The sequence below is a fragment of the Rhodococcus sp. GQ147 genome, assembly GCF_059759155.1.
Genome location: NZ_JCAXDU010000005.1, coordinates 194,582 through 215,427, shown reverse-complemented (window position 1 = coordinate 215,427; position 20,846 = coordinate 194,582). Strand labels below are relative to the sequence as shown.

22 protein-coding genes and 3 pseudogenes are annotated in these 20,846 nt (G+C 67.7%); 11 read left to right on the top strand and 14 right to left on the bottom strand.

Going from position 1 to position 20,846, the window contains the following annotated elements:
- Positions 1 to 35: 35 nt before the first annotated feature.
- Positions 36 to 863 (bottom strand): alpha/beta hydrolase, encoded by an 828-nt coding sequence (locus AC6CID_RS08605; RefSeq protein WP_019290501.1) that lies wholly within the window; start codon positions 861 to 863, stop codon positions 36 to 38.
- Between the two features lie 144 nt (positions 864 to 1,007).
- On the opposite strand from AC6CID_RS08605, the gene AC6CID_RS08600 reads away from it, so the two are divergent.
- The 3 genes and pseudogenes from AC6CID_RS08600 (at position 1,008) to AC6CID_RS08590 (ending at position 3,275) form a co-directional block, all read left to right on the top strand.
- Complete coding sequence (locus AC6CID_RS08600; RefSeq protein ID WP_006550872.1) at positions 1,008 to 1,391, top strand: nuclear transport factor 2 family protein; 384 nt, start codon at positions 1,008 to 1,010, stop codon at positions 1,389 to 1,391.
- Positions 1,391 to 2,271: pseudogene (locus tag AC6CID_RS08595) on the top strand (alpha/beta fold hydrolase). The gene AC6CID_RS08600 and the pseudogene AC6CID_RS08595 overlap by 1 nt, the downstream one beginning before the upstream one ends.
- Entirely contained in the window at positions 2,226 to 3,275 is a 1,050-nt protein-coding gene (locus AC6CID_RS08590) for a DUF6777 domain-containing protein (protein WP_498353833.1), read from the top strand. The pseudogene AC6CID_RS08595 and the gene AC6CID_RS08590 overlap by 46 nt, the downstream one beginning before the upstream one ends.
- Before the next feature lie 21 nt (positions 3,276 to 3,296).
- On the opposite strand, the gene AC6CID_RS08585 is transcribed toward AC6CID_RS08590, so the two are convergent.
- Together AC6CID_RS08585 and AC6CID_RS08580 are read right to left on the bottom strand one after the other, a co-directional pair.
- Positions 3,297 to 3,968, bottom strand: coding sequence for an SDR family oxidoreductase (locus AC6CID_RS08585; protein WP_037217432.1), 672 nt, complete (start codon positions 3,966 to 3,968; stop codon positions 3,297 to 3,299).
- 10 nt (positions 3,969 to 3,978) lie between these two features.
- Entirely contained in the window at positions 3,979 to 4,683 is a 705-nt protein-coding gene (locus tag AC6CID_RS08580) for a SanA/YdcF family protein (RefSeq protein WP_006550869.1), read from the bottom strand.
- Between the two features lie 40 nt (positions 4,684 to 4,723).
- Here AC6CID_RS08580 and AC6CID_RS08575 point away from each other — a divergent pair, with 40 nt between their 5' ends.
- Together AC6CID_RS08575 and AC6CID_RS08570 are read left to right on the top strand one after the other, a co-directional pair.
- On the top strand, positions 4,724 to 5,734 hold the full coding sequence (locus AC6CID_RS08575) for a PHP domain-containing protein (protein WP_019290504.1): 1,011 nt from the start codon (positions 4,724 to 4,726) through the stop codon (positions 5,732 to 5,734).
- A gap of 3 nt (positions 5,735 to 5,737) precedes the next feature.
- Positions 5,738 to 7,180: a flavin-containing monooxygenase gene (locus AC6CID_RS08570; RefSeq protein WP_498353832.1), complete on the top strand. Its 1,443-nt coding sequence runs from the start codon at positions 5,738 to 5,740 to the stop codon at positions 7,178 to 7,180.
- Positions 7,181 to 7,184: 4 nt separating this feature from the next.
- Here AC6CID_RS08570 and AC6CID_RS08565 read toward each other — a convergent pair whose 3' ends face one another.
- Complete coding sequence (locus tag AC6CID_RS08565) at positions 7,185 to 7,805, bottom strand: class I SAM-dependent methyltransferase (RefSeq protein WP_498353831.1); 621 nt, start codon at positions 7,803 to 7,805, stop codon at positions 7,185 to 7,187.
- Between the two features lie 86 nt (positions 7,806 to 7,891).
- Here AC6CID_RS08565 and AC6CID_RS08560 point away from each other — a divergent pair, with 86 nt between their 5' ends.
- A complete protein-coding gene (locus AC6CID_RS08560) occupies positions 7,892 to 8,182 on the top strand; it encodes a putative quinol monooxygenase (protein ID WP_006550865.1) in 291 nt (96 codons plus the stop codon).
- A 47-nt stretch (positions 8,183 to 8,229) separates the two neighbouring features.
- On the opposite strand, the gene AC6CID_RS08555 is transcribed toward AC6CID_RS08560, so the two are convergent.
- From AC6CID_RS08555 to AC6CID_RS08545, 3 genes and pseudogenes are all read right to left on the bottom strand, one after another.
- Positions 8,230 to 9,210 carry a pirin family protein gene (locus tag AC6CID_RS08555; protein ID WP_498353848.1) on the bottom strand — a complete coding sequence of 327 codons (981 nt, stop codon included), beginning with the start codon at positions 9,208 to 9,210 and terminating at the stop codon, positions 8,230 to 8,232.
- Between the two features lie 59 nt (positions 9,211 to 9,269).
- Positions 9,270 to 10,169, bottom strand: a complete 900-nt coding sequence (locus tag AC6CID_RS08550; protein ID WP_006550863.1) for a spermidine synthase — start codon at positions 10,167 to 10,169, stop codon at positions 9,270 to 9,272.
- Between the two features lie 41 nt (positions 10,170 to 10,210).
- A pseudogene (locus AC6CID_RS08545) lies at positions 10,211 to 10,405 on the bottom strand (MFS transporter); the annotation flags it as partial.
- A 71-nt stretch (positions 10,406 to 10,476) separates the two neighbouring features.
- Here AC6CID_RS08545 and AC6CID_RS08540 point away from each other — a divergent pair.
- Together AC6CID_RS08540 and ggh are read left to right on the top strand one after the other, a co-directional pair.
- Positions 10,477 to 11,199: pseudogene (locus AC6CID_RS08540) on the top strand (LLM class flavin-dependent oxidoreductase); the annotation flags it as partial.
- A 118-nt stretch (positions 11,200 to 11,317) separates the two neighbouring features.
- Positions 11,318 to 12,655, top strand: a complete 1,338-nt coding sequence (ggh, locus tag AC6CID_RS08535) for a glucosylglycerate hydrolase (protein ID WP_006550860.1) — start codon at positions 11,318 to 11,320, stop codon at positions 12,653 to 12,655.
- Positions 12,656 to 12,704: 49 nt separating this feature from the next.
- On the opposite strand, the gene AC6CID_RS08530 is transcribed toward ggh, so the two are convergent.
- The 4 genes from AC6CID_RS08530 to AC6CID_RS08515 form a co-directional block, all read right to left on the bottom strand.
- Positions 12,705 to 14,783 carry a PhoX family protein gene (locus AC6CID_RS08530; RefSeq protein ID WP_033098483.1) on the bottom strand — a complete coding sequence of 693 codons (2,079 nt, stop codon included), beginning with the start codon at positions 14,781 to 14,783 and terminating at the stop codon, positions 12,705 to 12,707.
- Positions 14,784 to 14,912: 129 nt separating this feature from the next.
- Entirely contained in the window at positions 14,913 to 16,145 is a 1,233-nt protein-coding gene (locus AC6CID_RS08525) for an alpha/beta fold hydrolase (protein ID WP_019290511.1), read from the bottom strand.
- A 60-nt stretch (positions 16,146 to 16,205) separates the two neighbouring features.
- Complete coding sequence (locus AC6CID_RS08520) at positions 16,206 to 17,000, bottom strand: LLM class F420-dependent oxidoreductase (RefSeq protein ID WP_006550857.1); 795 nt, start codon at positions 16,998 to 17,000, stop codon at positions 16,206 to 16,208.
- Positions 17,001 to 17,466: 466 nt separating this feature from the next.
- Positions 17,467 to 17,736, bottom strand: coding sequence for a pirin-like C-terminal cupin domain-containing protein (locus AC6CID_RS08515; RefSeq protein WP_019290514.1), 270 nt, complete (start codon positions 17,734 to 17,736; stop codon positions 17,467 to 17,469).
- Between the two features lie 95 nt (positions 17,737 to 17,831).
- Here AC6CID_RS08515 and AC6CID_RS08510 point away from each other — a divergent pair, with 95 nt between their 5' ends.
- Both AC6CID_RS08510 and AC6CID_RS08505 read left to right on the top strand, forming a co-directional pair.
- On the top strand, positions 17,832 to 18,080 hold the full coding sequence (locus AC6CID_RS08510) for a type II toxin-antitoxin system Phd/YefM family antitoxin (protein ID WP_019290515.1): 249 nt from the start codon (positions 17,832 to 17,834) through the stop codon (positions 18,078 to 18,080).
- Complete coding sequence (locus AC6CID_RS08505; RefSeq protein WP_498353830.1) at positions 18,077 to 18,331, top strand: Txe/YoeB family addiction module toxin; 255 nt, start codon at positions 18,077 to 18,079, stop codon at positions 18,329 to 18,331. The genes AC6CID_RS08510 and AC6CID_RS08505 overlap by 4 nt, the downstream gene beginning before the upstream one ends.
- Here AC6CID_RS08505 and AC6CID_RS08500 read toward each other — a convergent pair.
- The 3 genes from AC6CID_RS08500 to AC6CID_RS08490 all read right to left on the bottom strand — a co-directional run bounded on the left by AC6CID_RS08500 (position 18,325) and on the right by AC6CID_RS08490 (position 19,714).
- Positions 18,325 to 18,843 carry a hypothetical protein gene (locus tag AC6CID_RS08500; RefSeq protein WP_498353829.1) on the bottom strand — a complete coding sequence of 173 codons (519 nt, stop codon included), beginning with the start codon at positions 18,841 to 18,843 and terminating at the stop codon, positions 18,325 to 18,327. The two genes, AC6CID_RS08505 and AC6CID_RS08500, sit on opposite strands and share 7 nt — an antisense overlap.
- A gap of 65 nt (positions 18,844 to 18,908) precedes the next feature.
- Positions 18,909 to 19,220: a plasmid pRiA4b ORF-3 family protein gene (locus AC6CID_RS08495; RefSeq protein WP_498353828.1), complete on the bottom strand. Its 312-nt coding sequence runs from the start codon at positions 19,218 to 19,220 to the stop codon at positions 18,909 to 18,911.
- Positions 19,205 to 19,714 carry a hypothetical protein gene (locus AC6CID_RS08490; RefSeq protein WP_498353827.1) on the bottom strand — a complete coding sequence of 170 codons (510 nt, stop codon included), beginning with the start codon at positions 19,712 to 19,714 and terminating at the stop codon, positions 19,205 to 19,207. Before AC6CID_RS08490 ends, AC6CID_RS08495 begins: the two co-directional genes overlap by 16 nt.
- Positions 19,715 to 19,870: 156 nt before the next feature.
- Here AC6CID_RS08490 and AC6CID_RS08485 point away from each other — a divergent pair, with 156 nt between their 5' ends.
- Positions 19,871 to 20,827, top strand: coding sequence for an ERCC4 domain-containing protein (locus AC6CID_RS08485; protein WP_019290518.1), 957 nt, complete (start codon positions 19,871 to 19,873; stop codon positions 20,825 to 20,827).
- Positions 20,828 to 20,846 lie beyond the last annotated feature (19 nt).

The window sequence follows — 20,846 nt, the reverse complement described above, 5'->3', positions numbered from 1 at the left end:
CCCCCATGGCTTGGGGTAGCCAGACGCGGTCGGCTTCAATCCTCGAGAGTCTCGAGAGGGTGGATGTGCGCGCCGACGAAGTCGACGACATCGCCCAGGACCTCGTCCCGATTCGTCTCGTTGAAGATCTCGTGCCGCGCTTCGGGATAGGTCTTCGACGACGCCCCGCGACCTGCCAGCGACGACCATCCGGTGGCGGTGCCGTCGAGGGGAACCAGTCGATCGTCCTCGCCGTGCAACCACAACACGGGCACGTCGTCGACGGCACCGGCGGCGGTGATCGTGTCGATGCAGGTCTTCAGCGCCTGCACGGTGGTGCGCTTGAACGGGCCGTGCCAGACGAGCGGGTCGGCCACGTAGGCGCGACCCACCTCGGGATCACGGGAGAGGGTGGACGGATCGATGGGGGTATCGGGGATCTCCTCGGCCGTGAGCAGGGCGTCGACGGCCGCCCACCTGCCGAGGACCGGGCCGGACAGGACGACCGCGGCCAGTTCCGAGCCGTATCGCTGCGCGTACCGGGCGGCGATCATGCCACCCATCGAGTGTCCGACGAGCACGACCGGCAGGTCGGGATGCTCGCGTCGCGCCGTGAGATCGAGCAGACGGAAATCGTCGACCACCTTCTCGAAGTCGTCGATCAGGACGCGTTCGCCGTCGCTGAGACCGTGACCGATGTGGTCCACCGCGTAGACGGCGGCGCCGTCGGCGACGAGGTGCGCGGCCACATACTCGTAGCGTCCGCAGTGCTCGCCGTAACCGTGGCACAACAACGCCACGTAGCGCGGGGCCTCGCCGACCCACGTGCGGGCTGCGAGAGCACCGGCGTGTCCGTCGAGGGTGAAGGCGACAGCGTCGATCATCGGGTCTCCGATCGTTCCGGGTGATGGCGATGTCATCGTCCTCCGGCGCGGGGGTCTTCCGAGTGGGAATCGCGAGTGCATCCGCGGATCCGGCCCACTACCGTCGAATTGAAACGTGTTCCCGATTCGAACGAAGGAGACCCCATGGCACCGAGTCGGGACGCGATCCGCACCACCGTCGAGAACTACGTGAAGTCCGTGGCCTCCGGCACCGTCGACGATGTCCTCGCGCTGTACGCACCGGGCGCTACGGTCGAGGATCCGGTCGGCACGCCGGTCCGCGCCACCGAGGCCGAGATCCGCGAGTTCTACGGAGTGGTCGAACCGCTCGCGCAGACCGGTGAGGTGATAACCCTCAAGATCGCGGAGAACAACGCCGCTTTCGTGTTCCGCCTGGTCACGCACCTGGGTGAGCAGGATCTGGTCATGGAGGTCGTCGACGTGATGACCTTCGACGACGACGCGAGGATCACGAGCATGAGGGCGTTCTGGAGCCAGGAGGACATGCAGACCGTCCCCGCCTCCTGATGGACAGCCTCATCGTCGAGGTCGATGGTTTCACGTGGAACATCGACGATCGGGGCGACGGACCCGCGGTCGTCATGTGCCACGGCTTCCCCGGCCTGGGGTATAGCTACCGGCACCAGTTCGCGCCGCTCGTCGACGCCGGATACGGTGCCGTCGCCCCCGACATGCCCGGCTACGGCCGAACCGGCCGGCCCCGGGAGGCCGAGGAGTACACGAACGTCGCGATTTCCAATCGCCTCGTCCGACTGCTCGACGTCCTCGGGATCGACAGCGCGGTCGTCGTCGGTCACGACTTCGGTGCGCCCGTCGCATGGACGACGGCGCTGCGACATCCGGACCGCGTCGCCGGTCCGGCGGATACCGCTATCGCGACGTATGGTCGCATCCGTCCGAGAGACGCGGATATCTCGACGTGCTGCACACCGCTCCCGAGTTGCCGTGGGATTGGCTCACCGACGACGAACTCGCCCATTACGCGTCCGAGTTCGCCCGCACCGGATTCGGCGGAGGTCTGTCCTGGTATCGCGCCTACGACGCGAACTGGGAGGCGTCGCGTCCCTACGAGGGCGCGAAGGTGCAGGTACCGACGCTGTTCGTGGCCGGCGACCGGGATCCCGTCATCACGATGTCGGGGTCGTCGGCGCTCGAACGGATGCGTGCCTTCGTCCCCGATATGCGCGGTGTCCACCTGCTCGAGGGCGCGGGGCATTTCGTGCAGATGGAACGTCGCGACGAGGTGAACAACCTCCTCCTGCGTTTCCTCTCCGGATCCGGATACCGACGAGAACCGCCGAACAACACTTTCACCGGCGATCATCGACCTAGCATGACGGCGTGGCCAGCGACACGGTTCGTGGATTCGGTCTGGCACTCGCCCTGACGGCACTGGTGGCGGGTGCCTGCTCGTCGGGCAGTTCGGTCGAGACGACGACGCCCGTGCAACTGCATGTCGCCACCGCGCAGGACGACCCGTGGACGCCGCGTCTCGTGCCGCCGCAGGTGCCGGTCGCGGTGCCGCCAGCTCCCCCCGAAGTCGTCGAGGAAGGCGGTGATCCGGTCACCGCGACCGCCGGGACCCCGGCCGTTTCCGGTGATCGGCCGGCGCTCTACGGGGGCAGTCTCGACCGGCCCCTGTGCGATCGCGAAGGGCTCATCCGTCATCTGGAGGAGGATCCCGCCAAGGCCGAAGCGTGGCGCGGTGTCCTCGGCGTGCCCGACATCCGCGGCTACACCGACACCCTCACGGCGGTCCTGTTGCGCGCCGACACCCGGGTGACCATGCACGAGTACCGCGACGGTGCGGCGCGGCCCGTGCAGTCGCTGCTCGAACGCGGCACGATCGTCCTCGTCGACGAACTCGGTGTTCCGCGCGTGCGGTGCGTGCGCGGCAATCCGCTGTCCGCGCCGGTGCTCACCGGAAACGACGAACTCGAAGGTCCGAAATGGCCCGGACTGAACGCCGAGCGGATGTTCGTCGTCCAGCCCGCCGCGACTGCCGTGCGGGAGTTGGAGGTCATCGACATCACGACCGGCGCGATGGTCCCCGTGCCGGTCGGTGAGGCCCTGCCGAAAACCATGGCTCCGGCCGCACCGGAGACCACGGAGGAAACCCGCCCGGAGACCGAGGCGCTGCAGGTACCCGTTCCTGCACCGCGGCGCGATCCGGTGCCGGAAGTCGCGGCACCACCACCGCCTCCTCTCCCGGAACCGTCGCCTCCGCCTCCCCCTGCTCCGGAACCGCCGCCACCGCCACCGCCGCCGGCTCCGGAACCCGCTCCGGCACCGGCACCCCCGCCGGCGCCGCGGGCTCCCGCGCCGCCGCCTCCGCAGATCCAGATCCAGATTCCGGGCGCTCCCCCGGTCGTGATCCCCCTGCCGTTCTGAGCCGTCAGCTCTTTCGAGTCGTCAGCGAGGACGCAGAACGACCTCGGTGGGGTGGGCGTCGACCGGCGCCTCGACGACCTGCCGCACCGCACGCGCCACCGTGCCGGGGCTGAGGAACTGCGACGGGTCGTACTCGCGGCCCTCCGACGCGACGATCGCGCGCTGCATGTCCGTGTCGATCCGGCCCGGGTGGATCGAGGTGACCCGCAGCGCGGGTTCCTCCTCGCGCAGCGCGTCGCCGAACGCCCGCAGTGCGAACTTGCTCGCGGCGTAGGCACCCCACCCGGGGCGAACGCGCAGACCCGCCCCCGAGTTGATGAGCACCACGTGGCCGTTCGCGGTCCGCAGGGCCGGTAGCAACACCTGCGTCAGGGCGACGACGGCGACGACGTTCGCCTCGAACGTCTCGCGCCACTGCCGGGGCTCGCTGTCGGCGATCGTGCCCAGTTCGGCGACGCCCGCGTTGTGGACGAGCACGTCGAGCCGATCGATGTCGGCGGCGGCCGCGGCGACGGCGACGTGATCGAGCAGGTCCACGGGCCACGGCGTGGCGTCGGGCAGTTCCTCGAGGATCGCATCGAGCGACTCGCGACGTCGTCCGCCGAGGAGCAGATCGTGGGTGGGAGCGAGTTCCTGGGCGATCGCGGCGCCGAGACCGCGACCCCCTCCGGTGACGAGAGCTGTGGGGCGCATGATCACGAGCCTAGGAAGCAGACGGTGGGGCGGCCACCGCACCGTGCTCGAGACCGGCCAGGATCTCGGCGAGCCGGTCGTCCGGAGGGGTCTCCACCGCCGGGTCGCGCGGGAACCGGAGTTCGAGGAACGCCTTGGGTCGCGACAGCACGTACTCGCGCGCCAGATTCCTCAGCCGCGTGCGCAGTCGCACGTCGTTCGCGGCGCGGACTCCGGCGATGTCGATGCCCGCCCGCCGGCACAACGCCACTGCGCGCGGAAGGTGGAAGGCCTGGGTCGTGATCAGCGCCTGCCGCACGCCGTAGGTGGCCACCGCACGCCGGGCGGTGTCGTAGGTGTCGAGACCGTACGGGTCGGCGACGATCCGTTCCCGGTTCACACCCTGCTCGACGAGATACGCGATCATCGCCTCGATCTCGTCGCCCGAGGTTCCGGCCCCGTCGCCCGAGACGAGCACGGCTTGCACCCGTCCCCGTGCCATCAACGCGACCGCGACGTCGAGGCGGCTGCGGAGCACCCGCATCGGACGGCCCTCGTGCACCCGCGCGCCCGGCACGATCACCACCGGGGCGGGCGGCGCGCCGTCCACCTCGTACATGAGGTCCTTCGCTTCGGACGCCACGCGGGCGGAGACGAGTGTCAGCGCGGACACCGCACCGACGACCAGTGCGGAGACCGCACCGAGGGGGGACGACGACCGGACGGATTCGAGCATGCGTCCCAGATTACGGACGCCCGGCGGCCACAATGGAGGGGTGGACCCCGTCGACGCACTCCGCGAAGTCGCCTTCTGGCTCGAACGCGAACACGCCGACACCTACCGTGTGCAGGCCTATCGACGCGCGGCGGAGGTGCTCGCCGAGGTGAGCGACCACAAGCGGGAGGTTCTGCGGAAGACCGACTCGTGGACCGATCTACCGGGCGTCGGAAAGAAGACCGCGACGGTCGTCCGGGAGTCGTTCGACAAAGTGCCCGCCTATCTCGAGCAGTTACGCGAGGAGGCCGACCCGATCGGGCGCGGCGGCCGCGACCTGCTCGAGTCCCTGCGCGGCGACCTGCACACCCACTCGAACTGGTCCGACGGCGGCAGCCCGATCGACGAGATGCACCGCGTCGCGTCGACGATGATCGGGCACGAGTACTTCGCCCTCACCGACCACTCCCCTCGCCTGAAGGTCGCGAACGGGCTCACCGCGGAGCGGTTGCGCTCGCAGCTCGCCGTCGTCGCGGAGATCAACGAGAACGACAGTGGTTCAAGGATTCTCACGGGTATCGAGGTCGATATCCTCGACGACGGGTCGCTCGACCAGGACGAGGGGCTGCTCGCCGAACTCGACGTCGTCGTCGCGAGCGTGCACTCGAACTTGCGGGCCGACCGGTCGGCGATGACGAAACGCATGCTGCGTGCGGCGGCGAATCCCCACGTCGACGTCCTCGGGCACTGCACCGGCCGGCTCGTCGCCGGGGGGCGCGGAAACCGTCCCGAGTCGAAGTTCGACGCCGAGAAGGTCTTCGCCGCATGTCGCGACCACGACACCGCCGTCGAGATCAACTGCCGGCCCGAACGCCGCGACCCGCCGTCGCGTCTCATCGACCTCGCGCTCGAGACGGGCTGCCTGTTCTCCATCGACACCGATGCGCACGCACCCGGGCAGCTCGACTGGCTCGGGTACGGTTGCGAACGTGCCGTCGAGCGGGGTGTCGAACCCGAACAGGTGATCAACACCTGGGAGATCGACGACCTGCTGGCGTGGGCCGACAGGTAGGAGATGCGCGTGGAACACGTCGACGTACTGATCGTGGGAGCCGGATTGTCCGGCATCGATGCCGGTTACCGGTTGCAGACACAGTGCCCGGATCTCGGGTACGCCATCCTCGAGAGTCGCGACGCGATCGGTGGTACGTGGGATCTGTTCCGCTATCCGGGGATCCGATCGGACAGCGACATGTACACGCTCGGCTTCCCGTTCCGCCCGTGGCGGGGCGAGAAGTCCATCGCCGACGGCCCCGACATCCTGCAGTACATCCGCGACACCGCCGCCGAATTCGGCATCGACCGACGGATCCGATTCAGCCACAGGGTGATCGATGCATCCTGGTCGTCGGAGGACGCCCGGTGGACGGTGCGTGCCTCGACCGGGCACGGAACCGTCGAGATGTCCTGTTCCTTCCTCTATCTCTGCAGCGGCTACTACAGCTACGAGTCGGGTTACCTCCCCGACATCCCCGGTCTGCAGGACTTCGCGGGCACGGTCGTGCATCCGCAGTTCTGGCCCGAGAACCTCGAATACGAGGGGAAGAGGATCGTGGTGATCGGCAGTGGCGCCACGGCCGTCACGCTCGTGCCCGCCCTGGCGGAGAAGGCCGAGCACGTGACGATGCTGCAGCGCTCCCCCACCTACGTGATGTCGCTGCCCGCGCGCGACCCGATCGCGACGCGGATTCGACGCCTGTTGCCGGACAGGGTGGCCCACCGCGCAGTGCGGACGAAGAACGTCGTAGCCAATCTCGGCTTCTACCAGTTCTGCCAGCGGTTCCCCTCGGCCGCGAAACGCATGTTGCGCACCCTCACCGAACGTCGCCTACGCGGCAGGATCCCGGTCGATCCCCACTTCTCACCGCGCTACGACCCGTGGGATCAGCGACTGTGCGTGGTCCCCGACTCCGACCTGTTCCGCACCCTGCGCGCCGGGAAGGCCGAGATCGTCACCGACCGGATCGACACCGTCACCGAGAAGAGTGTCCGCCTCGAGTCCGGCCGCGAACTCGAGGCCGAGATCCTGATCCCCGCGACGGGTCTGCAACTGGTGCCTGCGGGCGGAATCGGGTTCGTCGTCGACGGGGAGAAGATCGACCTCTCGGCCCGGTTCATCTACCGTGGCATGATGCTCGACGGCCTGCCCAATGCCGCGATGTGTCTCGGCTACACCAACGCGTCGTGGACCCTGCGTGCCGATCTCGCGTCCCTCTACGTGTGCCGGTTGCTGCGGTACATGCGACGCAACGGTTACCGTTCGGCGGTTCCGAGGTATTCGGGCGACGGGTGTACCCGCCCGCTGCTCGGTCTCGACGCCGGGTACATCCACCGCGCGGAAGGTGCTCTGCCCAAACAGGGTGCGCGCAGCCCGTGGTTGATGCGGCAGAACTATCTCCTCGACCTGCCCACCATGCGGCTCGGGCGTGTCGACGAATCGATGCAGTTCACGCCCTGACCCGTCAGCGCCGCCGCGCCGCCAGGTGGACGTCGGGGAAGCGATGATCGGTGTCGGGGCGGCCGACCGTCCGCCACACCTCGTCGAATCCGGCGTCGGACAGGGCCGCGGCGAGACGATCCGGGTGCCACCGCCACGCCGGCGCCACCGCGTGATCGAACTCCACCACTTCGCCGGGGGTGTCGGTGGTCTGGCCCGCGATGAGCACCACGCCGCCGGACGGAATCCGCTCCGACCACGCGTCGAGGATCCTGGGGATCTCGGACGGCGGAACATGGATGAGGCTGCACCGTGCGATGATCGCGCTCGGAACCACTCCGCGGAGTTCGTCGGACCCGAGTCGCGCGTCGTCCCGCACGAATCGCAGGGCGGGGTAGGCGCCCCGCGCGATGCGCAGCATCTCGGTGCTGGGATCGAGGCCGATCACGTCGAGTCCGCGGTCGGCGAGATCCGCGGCCACGTATCCGGGTCCGCAGCCCACGTCCAGCACGACACCCTGCACCTGGCTCTGGCACACCATCTCGGAGAAGGCGGCGACGGTGTGGCGTTCGAGCGGAGTCAGGTACGGATCGGGAAACAGCTCGACGTACAGATCCGCGAGGGCGTCGTATCCGGGCTGGGTCACTCCGGCATGGTACGACGGGCCGCGATGAGTTCGACCCCGTTCGCAGGTCCTATCCACGACGAGGCAGTGACCACAGGAGGGAATTCATGATCATCGTCGCAGGACATCTCACCGTCGACGCCGACAGGCGTGAGTTCTATCTGGCGACCTGCAGGTCCGTCGTCGAGGCCGCCCGTAGAGCGCCGGGCTGCCTCGACTTCGCTGTCACCGCCGACCTGATCGAGCCCGACCGCGTCTGCATCTACGAACGGTGGGAGTCACAGGCACACCTCGACGACTTCCGCGGCAGCGGACCCGACGACGATCAGGCCCGGGAGATCCGGTCGATGGAGGTCTCCGAGTACCTCGTCCCGGATGTGCAGCCGTCGAACGAGTAGTTCTCGTCGCAGATCCCGCCGGAAATCGACAGGATCTGCGCACGCCGTCAGCGTTGCTCGAGCTTCTCGTCGGGATACCGCGCGAACCGGCCGGCGTCACGTTCGTGCACGGGACCGTCGCTGTCCCAGGGCCATCCGCCGAATCCGGTGCGGCGGTAGTCCTCGAACGCCTGGCGGACACCCGTCTCGTCGTTGAGCACGAACGGGCCGTACGAGACGACGGGTTCGCCGATCGGGCGACCCTGCAGCATCAGGATCTGCGTGCCCTCGTCGCCGCCGGTGAGGTGCACCGGCACCGACGCGTCGACGACGACCCCGTGCCCGGACTCGATCGTCCGGTCACCGATCCGCACGGGGGAACCATTGTACACGTACAGGACCCGTTGCGTCTGCTCACCGCGCGCGGCCGGCAGTTCCCAGCGCGCACCGGACGACAGGTCGATGTTCCAGATCGCCACGTCGGTGCCGGGTCGGGACGCCCACGAATTCGGCGGGGGCGGCGGCGGAGTCACGTCGTCGAGCACACCGGCGATGACGCGGACGGAGACGGTGCGTCCGTCCTCGTCCGAGACGGTCACGGTGGGGGTGTCCTCGTTCCACAGCATCGAGAAGTGCGGATCGACGGTCTTCGACTCGGCGGGCAGGTTCAGCCAGATCTGGAACAACTCGAGCGGATTGTCCGAATCCTTGTTCAGCAGAGGGAACATCTCGCTGTGGACGACCCCGTTGCCGGCGGTGAGCCACTGCGTGTCGCCCTCACCGAAACGCGCCGCCGCACCCACCGAATCGGAGTGGTCGACGAAACCCGAGCGCACGAAGGTCACCGTCTCGAAGCCGCGGTGCGGGTGGCCGGGGAATCCTGGGACGGTGGTGCCGTGGTACATGCTCCAGCCCGCCGGGTTGCCGAAGTCCTGGCCGATCGGGCGGCCGTCGAGCGACGCGTCGGGTCCGAGCTCGTCGTTGCCCGCCGGATACGCGTCGACGTGGTGTGCGACGAACAGGAAGGGATCGATCGTCTGCCAGGGCATACCGAGCCGGAAGACCTGGAGTACCGGAGTAGGGGCTGCTGACGTCATGACCCGTGCAACTACGTGCCCGTGCTCTTTGTTCCGGGCGGTGTGGTGGCCTCGCTGTCGTCGAGCACGCGCGCCCCGGCGGCGAACTTCTCGACCTGGTCACCCAGCCGGATCTGCGCGGGGACGGCTCCGCCGAGCAGGTCGCGGGCCAGGGCCGGGGAGTCACCGAGCGGCAGGTCGCTGCCGGCGATGACGACGTTGCCGTAGCGGCGTCCCTTGAACATCGCGGGGTCGGCGATGATCACGGTGTGCTCGAAGACCTCACCGATCGTCGCGGCCTCACGTTTCGCGACGGTCAGGTCGCGGAAGTCGCCGCAGTTGACGACGTAGACACCGCCGGGCGCGAGCACGCGTCGGGCGTGCTGTGTGAACTGGAGGGTGGTGAGTGCGACGGGAGTGCGGTTGTAGGCGAAGACATCCCGCACGATCACGTCGCGGCTCGCGTCGGAGAGCGAGGTGAGGACCTGACGGGCCTCCCCCACCCGGATACGCAGCAACGGAGCGCGGGGCAGATCGAACCAGTGGCGGACGAGTTCGGCGAGGCGACCGTCGATCTCGACGACGACCTGCCGAGCGTCGGGGTAGACCGCGGCGAAGTAGCGCGCCATCGTGCACGCACCCCCACCGAGGTGCAGCACGCGCAATCTCGAGTCGTGTTCGAACCTGCTCTCGACGAGCATCGCGATCCACCGCATGTACTCGAACTCGAGCAGGGCCGGGTCGCTCAGGTCGATGTGCGAGCTGGGCACCCCGTTGATCTCGAGGACCCATCCGTCGGCGAGATAGCGGTCCTTGACGAGCTCGCACGTACCCGTGTCGATGTCGTACAACCCCTCGGCCGGGCCGCCCGGTGCACCCGTCTTCTCCTTGCGCGGCGACGATGCGGCGCGGCCACCTCGTTGCCTGCTCATACGACGAGCCTAGTACCGGCTCGTTTGCCTCGGATCAGAGGCATCGTGCCGACGAACGAACTCTGGTCGGGGAAGAACAGCTGGTTGAACACCAGGCTCGCAGCCGTCGCGTAGAGGAAGAAGTCGTACCACTCCACCGTGGTGCCGAGCAGGCTCGCCGCGACCACGGTGCGTAGTCTCCTGCGACGATCGAGATCGGACTCGGGTGCGGAACTGGGCTGTGACAGCGTGGTCACGGACTCGATTCCCGGTGGTGGACAGCGTGCAACCCGGCGACGCCAACCACGTCCGACACATTCACACACGGGCGGGCAACGGCCCGGTCGACTTCCAGGCCGAATACATCCAGGTCGAGAACGCCCAGCTCCAGCGCATCCCCGATCCGGTGCCGCCGCTCTTCTTCGGCGGGTCCTCTCCCGCCGCCGGCACCGTCGCATCGCAGTTCTGCGACACCTATCTCACGTGGGGTGAGCCGCCGGCCGCCGTCGCCGACAAGATCGCGTGGATCCGCGGCCTTGCCGACATCCAGGGACGCACCTTCGACTACGGCATCCGCCTGCACGTCATCAGCCGGGACACCTCCGACGAGGCCTGGGCCGAGGCCGACCGCCTGCTCTCCGCGCTCGACCCCGCGACCATCGAGAAGGCCCAGCAGAGCCTGGCCCGCTCCGGTTCCGAGGGGCAGCGCCGGATGGTCGAGCTGCACGGCGGCGGCAGCGCTTACGCCGCGAGCAAGGACGCCCGCAGCCTCGAGGTCTCCCCCAACCTGTGGGCGGGCGTCGGACTCGTCCGTGGTGGCGCGGGCACCGCGCTCGTGGGTTCCCACGAGGAGGTCGCCGACCGCATCGCCGAGTACGCCGAGATCGGACTCGACCACTTCGTGCTGTCGGGCTACCCGCATCTCGAGGAGGCCTACCGCTTCGGTGAGGGCGTGCGTCCGATCCTCGAGCGTCGCGGCCTGCTCGCCCCGGCCTCCCACCGCCCGGGCGACCTGTCGGGCTCGACGGCCTTCCTGCCCTCCGCGCACTGACCATCCCTGACACATCGATACAGCACAGCTCGACACAGCGCCGGCGCGAAATGTGTCGGCGCTGTTACAGCTGCGGCCCTCGTCGTGCGGATCCGTCCGCAGCACAGAGAATGGGGCCATGCCGGACCGAGGATTCACCTCCACACAGCTCGCCGCACGCGCGGCGTACCTGCTGCGTGGGAACGACCTGGGCGCCATGACGAGTGCCGCTCCCAAGCTTTATCCACACATGTGGAGTTGGGATGCGGCGTTCGTCGCCGTGGGGCTCGCGCCGCTCAGTGTCGAACGGGCGGTGGTCGAACTCGACACCCTGCTCTCGGCGCAGTGGAAGAACGGGATGATCCCACACATCGTCTTCGCCAACGGTGTCGACGGCTACTTCCCGGGCCCGGCGCGCTGGGCGGTCTCCGAACTGGCCGCGCACGCACCGGCGCAGGTGCAGACCTCGGGTATCACACAGCCTCCCGTGCACGCCATCGCCGTACAGCGCATCCTCGAGCATTCACGACGGCACGGCCGCTCGACACGTGCTGTCGCCGAGGAGTTCCTGGATCGCCGGTGGGCGGATCTCGTGCGGTGGCACCGCTGGCTCTCGCACGCACGCGATCTCGACGGCAACGGCCGCATCGCGCTGTACCACGGGTGGGAGTCGGGCATGGACAACTCCCCGCGCTGGGATACGGCGTACGCCAACGTTATCGCCGGTCCGGTGCCGCCCTTCCACCGCGAGGATCTCGAGCACGTCGCCGACGCCACCCAGCGACCCACCGACCGTGAATACGCGCGTTATCTGTGGTTGCTCGAGGAGATGAAGACGGCGCGTTACGAGGACAGCGTGCTCGCGAAGGCCATGAGCTTCGCGGTCGAGGACGTCTTCGTCAGCGCGGTGTTCTCGCTGTCGTGCGAGGTGCTTGCAACCATCGGTGAGGAGCATTCCCGTCCCAACGCGGATGTGCGCGAGCTGTATCAGTGGGCCGAGCGGTTCCGGAAGGGCGTGATCACCACGACCGACTCCCGCACGGGCGCGGCGAAGGATTTCGATCTACGCAGCGGGAAGTGGGTCGCCACCGACACTCTCGCGATGTTCGCGCCACTGCTGTGCGGAGGTCTCGACCGGCAGGCCGAGAGGGCGCTGCTGCGCACCTTCGAAGGGCCGAAGTTCTGCGGGCATCCGGATCTTCGCTATGCGGTACCGCCGTCGACGTCCCCCGTCTCGGGCGACTTCCGTCCCCGCGAGTACTGGCGCGGACCGGTGTGGCCCGTGATGACGTGGTTGTTCTCGTGGGCGTTCGCCCGTCGTGGCTGGGCCGAACGGGCCAACGTGCTTCGCGCGGAAGGACTCCGGCAGGCGAGCGACGGCACCTTCGCCGAGTACTACGAACCGTTCACCGGCGACCCGCTCGGCAGCATGCAGCAGTCGTGGACCGCCGCAGCGGTATTGGACTGGCTCGGATGACCCGTGCGTGGTTCCGGGAGCGAGCGCGACCGGAACCACGCACGAGGTGTCAGACCCCGATACGTCCGCCGTCGGACTTCCACGCCGCGACCACGGCGGGACGCGGCTGGGAGTCGCCTCCGTCGGGCCAGTGCGAGGCCGGCGACGCCCACGACGCGTCGTCGGTCTCCCCGGGATGCTGGACGCACACCACGACCCGGCCGTCCTGCACGATCGGCCCGCACGTCTCGGCGCCGATCGGCACGGTGAGGAACTGCTTCGTCTCACCGCGACGCGGACCGTCGAGGACGACGCTGAACAATCCGTCGTTGGAGCCGAGTGCGTTGCCGTCGGTCGAGATCCACAGATTGCCGTACGAATCGAAGGCCAGGTTGTCGGGGCACGAGATCGGACTGACCTGCGACTTGTCGAAGCCGCCGAAGTAAGTGTCGGCCTCGTTCGGGTCCCCGCACACGAGCAGCAGCCTCCACGTGAAGGACGTACCCGCGTGGTCGTCGTCGATCTCGAGGACCTGACCGTTCTTGTTGTTCTCGCGCGGATTCGCCTCGTCGGCCGGCGCGGCGCCGTCGACGCCGCGCTTGGTGTTGTTGGTGAGTGCGACGTAGACCTTGCCGGAGACCGGATTCGGTTCGAAGTCCTCGGGGCGATCCATCTTCGTCGCGCCCACCCGGTCGCCGGCGAGGCGGGTGAACACCGCGACCTCTTCGGCGCTCATGCCGTCGACCAGCGACTCGGCGCTGCCGTCCTCGTTCGCGCGCAGCAGCGGGATCCACTCGCCGCTGCCGCGGAACTCGCCGGCCTCGGGAAGTGTTCCGGATCCGTCGATCTCGTCCGGATGGTCACCGCTGAGCTTCGCGACGTAGAGCGTGCCGGCGTCGAGCAGGGTCATGTTGTGCCGCATCGCAGCTCGCGAGTTTCCGGGCTGCATCTTCCGCGACGAGACGAACTTGTACATGTAGTCGAAGCGTTCGTCGTCACCGCTGTACGACACGACGGTGCCGTCGTCGGTGATGTGGACGGTGGCCGCCTCGTGCTTGAACCGTCCCAGTGCGGTGTGCTTGACGGGCACCGAATTCGGATCCCACGGATCGATCTCGACGATCCACCCGAACCGGTTGACCTCGTTGGGTTCCGTGGCGATGTCGAAGCGCCGGTCGAATCGTTCCCACTTCCGTTCGGTGTCGGCGCCCTCGAGTCCGTACCGGGCGAGACGTTCGGCGACGACCGGGTCGGTGACGCTTTCAGCGTTGGCGAAGTACTGGTTGAAGTTCTCCTCGCCCGACAGCACGGTGCCCCACGGGGTGAGCCCGCCGGCGCAGTTGTTGAACGTCCCCGAGACCCGCGTGCCCGTCGGGTCGGCGGTGGTCTTCAGCAGGCCGCTGCCCGCGGCCGGTCCGGTGAGGAGGAACTCGGTGGTTCCGGTGATACGACGGTTGTATTCACCGAATTCCGGTGTCAGGCGGCCGGTCCCGGGCTCGCCCTTCACCTGGACGACCGACATCCCGTGACCGGCGATGCCGATGCGCACCTGTTCCTCGGTGGGGTCGTCCGCATCGTAGTCGGCGAACATGAAGGGTTCGGTGGTGTATTCGTGATTGACGACGAGCAGGTAGGTGTCGGGTCGGCCGTCCACCGGGAGCAGGCCGGCGAAGTCGTTGTTGAACCCGAACTGCTTCTCCTGCGCGGTCGCCGTCTGGTTCCCGATGTCGAAGGCCGGGGCATCGGGCAGCACCGGATCGCCCCAGCGGATGACGACGTCGTTCTCGTACCCCTCCGGAACCGTCACCGCGTCATCGGTGTTCGGCGCGACCGCCGTGAAGTTGGTGCCGTCGGGCACCGGCCCGAGATCTCCCGCCGCCCCGGCGTCACTGCCGGCGGCCGCAGCGGAGTCGTCCGCACAGGCCGTCAGGACACCACCGGCGCCGACGGCGAGCACGGCCATAGCACCGCCTCGCAGGACCCCGCGACGCGAGACGGCGGCGCGCACGATGTCGCCGAAGTATTCACCGCGGGAGGTGTTCGGGACGGCGTGCGAACAGGCATCCCCGCACTTGTACTTGCACGTGATGTTCGAGCGCGACGATATGCCGTCGTGCGTGACGAACAAGGGCAGGACTCTACGGGCCACAACGTTCTCCTCGGAAATCGGTTCGACGCCGGAACCGTAGGAGCGTCAGGCGAGTCGGACGGAACGAGAAGGTGAACACCCGATGAGCATTCGGCGGCCGTGAGACGGCGGTCACAGAACGGGCCGAGGTCAGCCCGGGGCGATGCGGTCGAGATCCACGATCGGCCGTAGGCCGGGACGGTTGCCATCGGAGAATTCCTCGTCCCGCGACTGCTCGTCCTCGTCCTCGACCTCGCCGGGCCGGCCGTCGACGAACGGCACCACCCGGTCGGTGATCGCCGTGTTGTATTCGGCGGGAGCCTGGATGGGATTGGCGTGTCCGGTGCGGTCGAGTTTCGACACCAGCAGCGTGCCGTCGACACCGCCGGACTGGTCGATCAGGATCCGGTGGCTGTACTCGACGTCGACGACGTTGTCGGACAGTGCGTTCCGGGGCCGGAGGAACACCACGGCGGGACGGATCTTGTCGTCGCGTTCGTCGGCGAGTGCCCGCAGGTTGTCGACCGCACCGGAGGCGACGATCGCCCGGAACTGCGATTCGATCAGTCCGTTGCTCGCGGCGTCGGTGGAGAAGATCTTGTCGTGGAGCACCTCGACCGCGACGTCGTGCAACTCTTCGGTGTCGATACGGCGGTACCACCGGTCCGAGGGAAGTACGAAACGGTCCATGCGGGCGACGACCTCGACGAGCATCCGCATACTGCGGCTCTCCCGCGCGCCGGGCAGCCAGCCGATCCAGCGCAACAGGTCCTCACCGGCGTCGCGCGCGTCGGCCCGCACGGCGTGCAGGTCGAGCGGCGTGCAGTCCAGGATCACGCCGGTCACCTCGAGATCGGTGTCCTGATACAGGTGCTGGGCGACCTCGAGGGCGATGATCCCACCCATGCTGTGCCCGGTGAGCACGATGTTCTCGATCCCGGACCACGCGGCACGCTCGCGGATCAGGCGGCTGACGACGGCGGTGTCGAGACCGCTGTTGTCGTACTCGACCGCCCACACCTGCCCGAGTTCGCTCAGTGCGGGCAGTGCCGTGGCGGTCTCGGTCGCGTCGAGGTTGCCCAGGCCCACCAGGTCGACGACCGCCGTGTCGCGGTCCTCCCGCGTCGCCGCGTCGTGGATCGGATGTAGCTGTGGCTGCGTGAGAGCGAGTCGCTCACGGACCGGCGCGACGTCCCATGCCCAGTACTGGGTGAACAGGGCGACGAGCGGGAGCGCCGCGACGGCGGTGCGCGCGAGGGCTCGTCGAAGCCGGCCGAACCGTACCCAGTGATGACCGGCGCGGGTATCGCGGAGACGTCGCCGCCGCCGACCGTCGTCCCAGTCGTCGGCGGTGCAGGGCGGTAGCCATGGTGCGTTCGACATGCACCACCGATGCTACCGACGTACTGTGCTCGGCTCAGGGTCCGTCGGCACGGGCCGGGATCAGCTCAGCCCCGTCAGCGGGGGTGCGGAGTTGTCGTCTCGCCACGCGATGGCTTCGCGCAGTTCGGTGAGGTCGTAGTCGGGACCACCGACACCCACCGTGAACTGCGTGATCCCGAGCTCCACATAGGACGGGGCCGCGTCGGCGCCGGGCCACGAGGTGGACCGTTCGATGTCCTCGGGTCGACGACCGGCCTCGGCGCAGCGCTGCGCGAGGATCTCGGATTTCTCGGCGTGGGTCTCCATCTCGCCGAAGCTGTGCCAGATGTCCGCGTACTTCGCGACCATCGGAAGCGTCTTCTTCGGGCCGCCGCCACCGATGAGGATGGGAATGTGCCGGGTGGGCTGCGGGTTCAGCTTGCCGAGGCGATTCACGATGCGGGGCATGTACTCGGCGAGCAGGTCGAGGCGGGAGCCCTTGGTGCCGAACTCGTAGCCGTACTCGTCGTAATCTCGTTCGAACCAGCCCGAGCCGATGCCGAGGATGAGACGACCGCCGCTGATGTGGTCGACGGTGCGGGCCATGTCGGCGAGCAGATCGGGATTGCGGTAGCCGCCACCGGTGACCAGTGCGCCGATCTCCACGCGCTCGGTCTGCTCCGCCCAGGCGCCGAGCATCGTCCAGCACTCGAAGTGGGCGCCGTCGGGGTTGCCGTAGAGCGGGTAGAAGTGGTCCCAGTTGAACACGATGTCGGCGCCTGCGTCCTCGGCGCGGAGCACGGTGTCGCGGATGACGCCGTAATCGGGTTGCTGCTGGGGCTGTAGTTGGAGTCCGATGCGAATGGGGCGCGTCATGGAGTCCAGGTTAAGAGAGTGTGTCTCATGTGGACGGCTTCTTGAAGCAAGTGAGTGCAGCACCGAGATGGAGGAACCCGACGAAATGTTCCCCGCCGGGCTCGATAGCGATCGGCGGACGAGGGGAACGCGCACGACGATGACCTCCAGCTCGGGCGCAGCCGGACGGCGGGCCGGGTCCGGGGCCATGTCGGCAGTTTCCCGCGCGTCCTTCTCCAGAGTCGCTGCGGTCTCGGCGAACTGGTCGAGGGCGGGATTCACGCCGACGAGTGTGAATCGCGTCCGATCACGGTGACGTCGCCACCCCACAGGTCGCCGAGGATTCGGACGAGGAACGCGGTGCTGTGATCCCAGCCGTCGCGCGGGGCGCCGGCGCCGTAAGAGCCGCCGCGGGTGATGAGTAGAGCGACGGGCTTACCGTCGAGGAATCGATCGCTGGCGGCGCCACCGGCAATGACAAGGTCGATCAGAGGTACTGCAGTCGGGACCGGCGGGGGATGTCGCCGAATTTACCGGCGTGAAAGTCCTCGAATGCATTGGTGATTTCCACCTTGGTGTTCATGACGAACGGTCCGCCGAGCACCACGGGTTCGCCGATCGGCGGTCCGCTGAAGGTAAGGATTCGTGCGGGGGTGTCGCCGTCGGTGGTGTCGATGTCGATGGTGGACGAGCCAGCGTGCGTGCACCCGGAGCGCAGCGCCGGCAGATGGACGAGCAGAGGAAACGAAAGCCGCACCTCACACCTTTTGGTACCGAATGCCGTACCGAAGTGGTACCGTTTAATGTACCGGTTCAAGAGCTGGGCCGAGAGACTTCGGGGAAGGAGTACCTATGGCTGCCATCACTGCTACCGAAGCGAGAAAAAACTTCTTTCCGCTGCTCGAACAGGTCAACAAGGACCACACCCCTGTGGAAATCGTATCCAAGCGGGGCAATGCCGTCCTGATGTCGAAGGATGACTACGACGCCATGCTCGAGACCTCGTACCTGATGCAGTCTCCGGCCAACGCCCGACGACTGCTCGCCAGCATGCAGAGAGCTCGCGGAGGTGAACACACCGAAAGGGAACTCATCGAGTGAACATCACCTTCACCGACGAAGCCTGGGACGACTACCAGTTCTGGACCTCGACCGACAGAAAACTGCTCAAGCGTGTCAACGAGCTGATCAGGGATTGCCAACGAGACCCGTACTCGGGGATCGGCAAACCCGAACGGCTCAGACATGCCCTGTCAGGACTGTGGTCTCGACGTATCGACAAAGAACACCGCCTGGTCTACGAGGTCATCGACGGTGCCCTGGTCATCATCGCCGCCCGCTACCACTACTGACCCGATCCACGGTCCGACGACCGAATCCGGGCAGGATTATCACTTCTGACTGAGCAACCGCAGACACATCCTTGCCGATGGTCGGTGTTGCCCACCGTCAGTACCGGCGAGCCGCACGCAGCGCGGATCGTCCACCCGTGCGGAGCAGTGATCTCGACGGCCAGGTCATCGCCGTGGCCGGTGCAGCGCGCGGTGATTTCGTCCGGTCGAGGTGTGGTGATCTCGGTGTCCGAGTGCGTATCTCCCCAGCCGAGCGCGATGCTGCCCAAATCGGTGCTGGTGCCGGTGACGACCCGGCCACTGAACGAGGTGGACACTGCCGCAGCGTCGCGCGGCTGGTCGCCGCATCCGGTCAACGCGACAAGTCCGCTCGCGAGGGCCGCCCCCGCGAGCGCCGCGCGACGCATCTGGTCGACCTGCTCACCGACGGCGTCGGCTTCGACGTCGGGGACCTCCGCCTCGATCGGCGGGGCATCCTCATCATCGAACCGACGCGTCGCTCGCGCGAGCATCTCGCCTGGGTGAGCCGTGAGGTGTGTACGCCGACGAGTCCGGCGGCCCGACGAGTCATCCGGTTCTACCGGAACAACCGCCGCAACCGTCCGTTCGGCACGTTGAGGTCGAACGCTTTCGGATCGACACGTTCCCCGGGTTCCAAACCAAGCCACTCGCGTATGTCCTCGTGCTTGTCTGCGGTCGGATCATTGACTGTCTCGACGAGGTGCTCCCAACCCCACGATCCCCCCGAGTCCTCGGCGGGTGCCATGCCACGCCCGGTCGTGCATACCGCGCGTGGAGCGTCCGGTTCGATATCACCGATCACCTCGACGACGATCTCGTGGATCCACCTGTCACCGAAGTCGTACTCGTAGGTCAGCTTCGAACCCACCTTCGGAAGTGCTGATCCCAGATCGTCTGCCTGTCATCGTCGAGGTCGATGTACTCGTCCACCGTCTCGATACAGTCCTCGAAGTCGGCATCCGAGCCCGTCCACAACCCCGACTCGCCGAGGAACAGGAGATATACCGCCACCTCACCGGCGATAAGAAGCCGGTCTTGTTCACCGCCCGGCACCACCTCGAGCAGATGGTCGATGTCCGATGTGCGCCACGCGGTCGCCGAGAACCGGATCGTGTCCTGAGCGAGTAAGTCCACTGCCTGCCCGACACCGACGACGTGCGCCGCGGCCATCTCCACCCCGGTGCTTATTCCGCTGTCGAGCAGCCACGCATGGAATATGGGTATGAGCCGCTGGTACTCGTCGACCGCGGTTCGGCGAGAGCGATCTGCGAGCGAGACCACCGTCCCCTGGTTCTTCTGCGCTCGCTTCTTGGCTTTCGCGGCGCGCTTCTGCCCGGCCGAACCTCTGCTCTTGTCGGACATTTGGCAGGACCTTTCATCGACGACCGGTTTCTGTCGCGTCCACCCGATGCATTCCTGCCTCGCACACGCGTGTCCGGCAGGCTTGTCGGCGGGCGATCGGTATCGGACACTGCTCGGTATGTATCGCCGAGCGAAAGGCCGCCGAACTTCGTGGACATGGTGATCGCCCGCAACCCGGACCCGGAATCACGGCTGCCGTTCCTGCTGCGCCTGCCCCTGTCGGACGGACTGGTGTTTCGCACCTCCGACACCTGGCCGCGTACCAAAGCCCTGTTCTGCTATCCCGTTCCGGCCGACGAGTGGCCTGAGGACCCCGAGATCGTCGAGCAGGTTCGGTTGCGTTCGTGTGTGCGTCGCGGCGCCGCGATCGACGTGGTCCTGGACCGGGGACGGGAGAACCGGTCGCAGATCGTGTTCACCCAAGCTCGGGGGCGCGATGCCGTGTTCTGGCAATCCCCGCGCACTCGGAAGCAGGCACGTCCGAATGTGCGCACCCCCACCGCCCGAGCCGCCGGCATCGCCGAACTGACGATCGTCGTCGATTCCCACGAGCGTTACCCCTACAAATTCCCCGGGCAGCAGGTCGACACCGTCCGCCGTGCGCTGGCGTGCGGAGACTACGGTCTGCTCGTCGACGACCGGTTGGTCGCCTCGGTCGAACGCAAGTCGTTGGCCGACCTGGTAGGCAGCCTGACCAGCGGGAGGCTGCGTTTCGCGATGGCCGAGCTCGCTGCCCTGCCCCGCGCCGCAGTGGTGGTCGAAGACCGTTACTCGGCGGTGTTCAAGTTCGAACGGGTCCGGCCGGCGATGATCGCGGACGGTCTCGCCGAGCTGCAGGTCCGCTACCCCGGTGTGCCGATCGTGTTCTGCGAGACTCGTCAGCTCGCCGAGGAGTGGACCTACCGCTATCTCGCCGCCGCGCACGAGTGGACCGGCGTCGAGGACGCGGCGTGTGACCGCATCACACCGCAGCACAAGGACGCTCCCACCGCGGAACCGTCCACCGCCGACGTACGCGCGTGGGCCCGCGGCGAGGGCATGAAGGTCCCCGATCGTGGCCGGCTCCGTCCCCAGGTGTGGGCGGCCTGGCGCAACGCTCACGCCTCGGGGTGAGGCTGAACGCCGCAGCAGC

Coding starts and splice junctions, on each gene's coding strand:
- AC6CID_RS08605 (WP_019290501.1), bottom strand. CDS start 863: ATGATCGACGCTGTCGCCTTCACCCTCGACGGACACGCCGGTGCTCTC.
- AC6CID_RS08600 (WP_006550872.1), top strand. CDS start 1,008: ATGGCACCGAGTCGGGACGCGATCCGCACCACCGTCGAGAACTACGTG.
- AC6CID_RS08585 (WP_037217432.1), bottom strand. CDS start 3,968: ATGCGCCCCACAGCTCTCGTCACCGGAGGGGGTCGCGGTCTCGGCGCC.
- AC6CID_RS08580 (WP_006550869.1), bottom strand. CDS start 4,683: ATGCTCGAATCCGTCCGGTCGTCGTCCCCCCTCGGTGCGGTCTCCGCA.
- AC6CID_RS08570 (WP_498353832.1), top strand. CDS start 5,738: ATGCGCGTGGAACACGTCGACGTACTGATCGTGGGAGCCGGATTGTCC.
- AC6CID_RS08560 (WP_006550865.1), top strand. CDS start 7,892: ATGATCATCGTCGCAGGACATCTCACCGTCGACGCCGACAGGCGTGAG.
- AC6CID_RS08555 (WP_498353848.1), bottom strand. CDS start 9,210: ATGCCCTGGCAGACGATCGATCCCTTCCTGTTCGTCGCACACCACGTC.
- AC6CID_RS08550 (WP_006550863.1), bottom strand. CDS start 10,169: ATGAGCAGGCAACGAGGTGGCCGCGCCGCATCGTCGCCGCGCAAGGAG.
- ggh (WP_006550860.1), top strand. CDS start 11,318: ATGCCGGACCGAGGATTCACCTCCACACAGCTCGCCGCACGCGCGGCG.
- AC6CID_RS08525 (WP_019290511.1), bottom strand. CDS start 16,145: ATGTCGAACGCACCATGGCTACCGCCCTGCACCGCCGACGACTGGGAC.
- AC6CID_RS08520 (WP_006550857.1), bottom strand. CDS start 17,000: ATGACGCGCCCCATTCGCATCGGACTCCAACTACAGCCCCAGCAGCAA.
- AC6CID_RS08510 (WP_019290515.1), top strand. CDS start 17,832: ATGGCTGCCATCACTGCTACCGAAGCGAGAAAAAACTTCTTTCCGCTG.
- AC6CID_RS08500 (WP_498353829.1), bottom strand. CDS start 18,843: ATGCTCGCGCGAGCGACGCGTCGGTTCGATGATGAGGATGCCCCGCCG.
- AC6CID_RS08490 (WP_498353827.1), bottom strand. CDS start 19,714: ATGTCCGACAAGAGCAGAGGTTCGGCCGGGCAGAAGCGCGCCGCGAAA.
- AC6CID_RS08485 (WP_019290518.1), top strand. CDS start 19,871: ATGGTGATCGCCCGCAACCCGGACCCGGAATCACGGCTGCCGTTCCTG.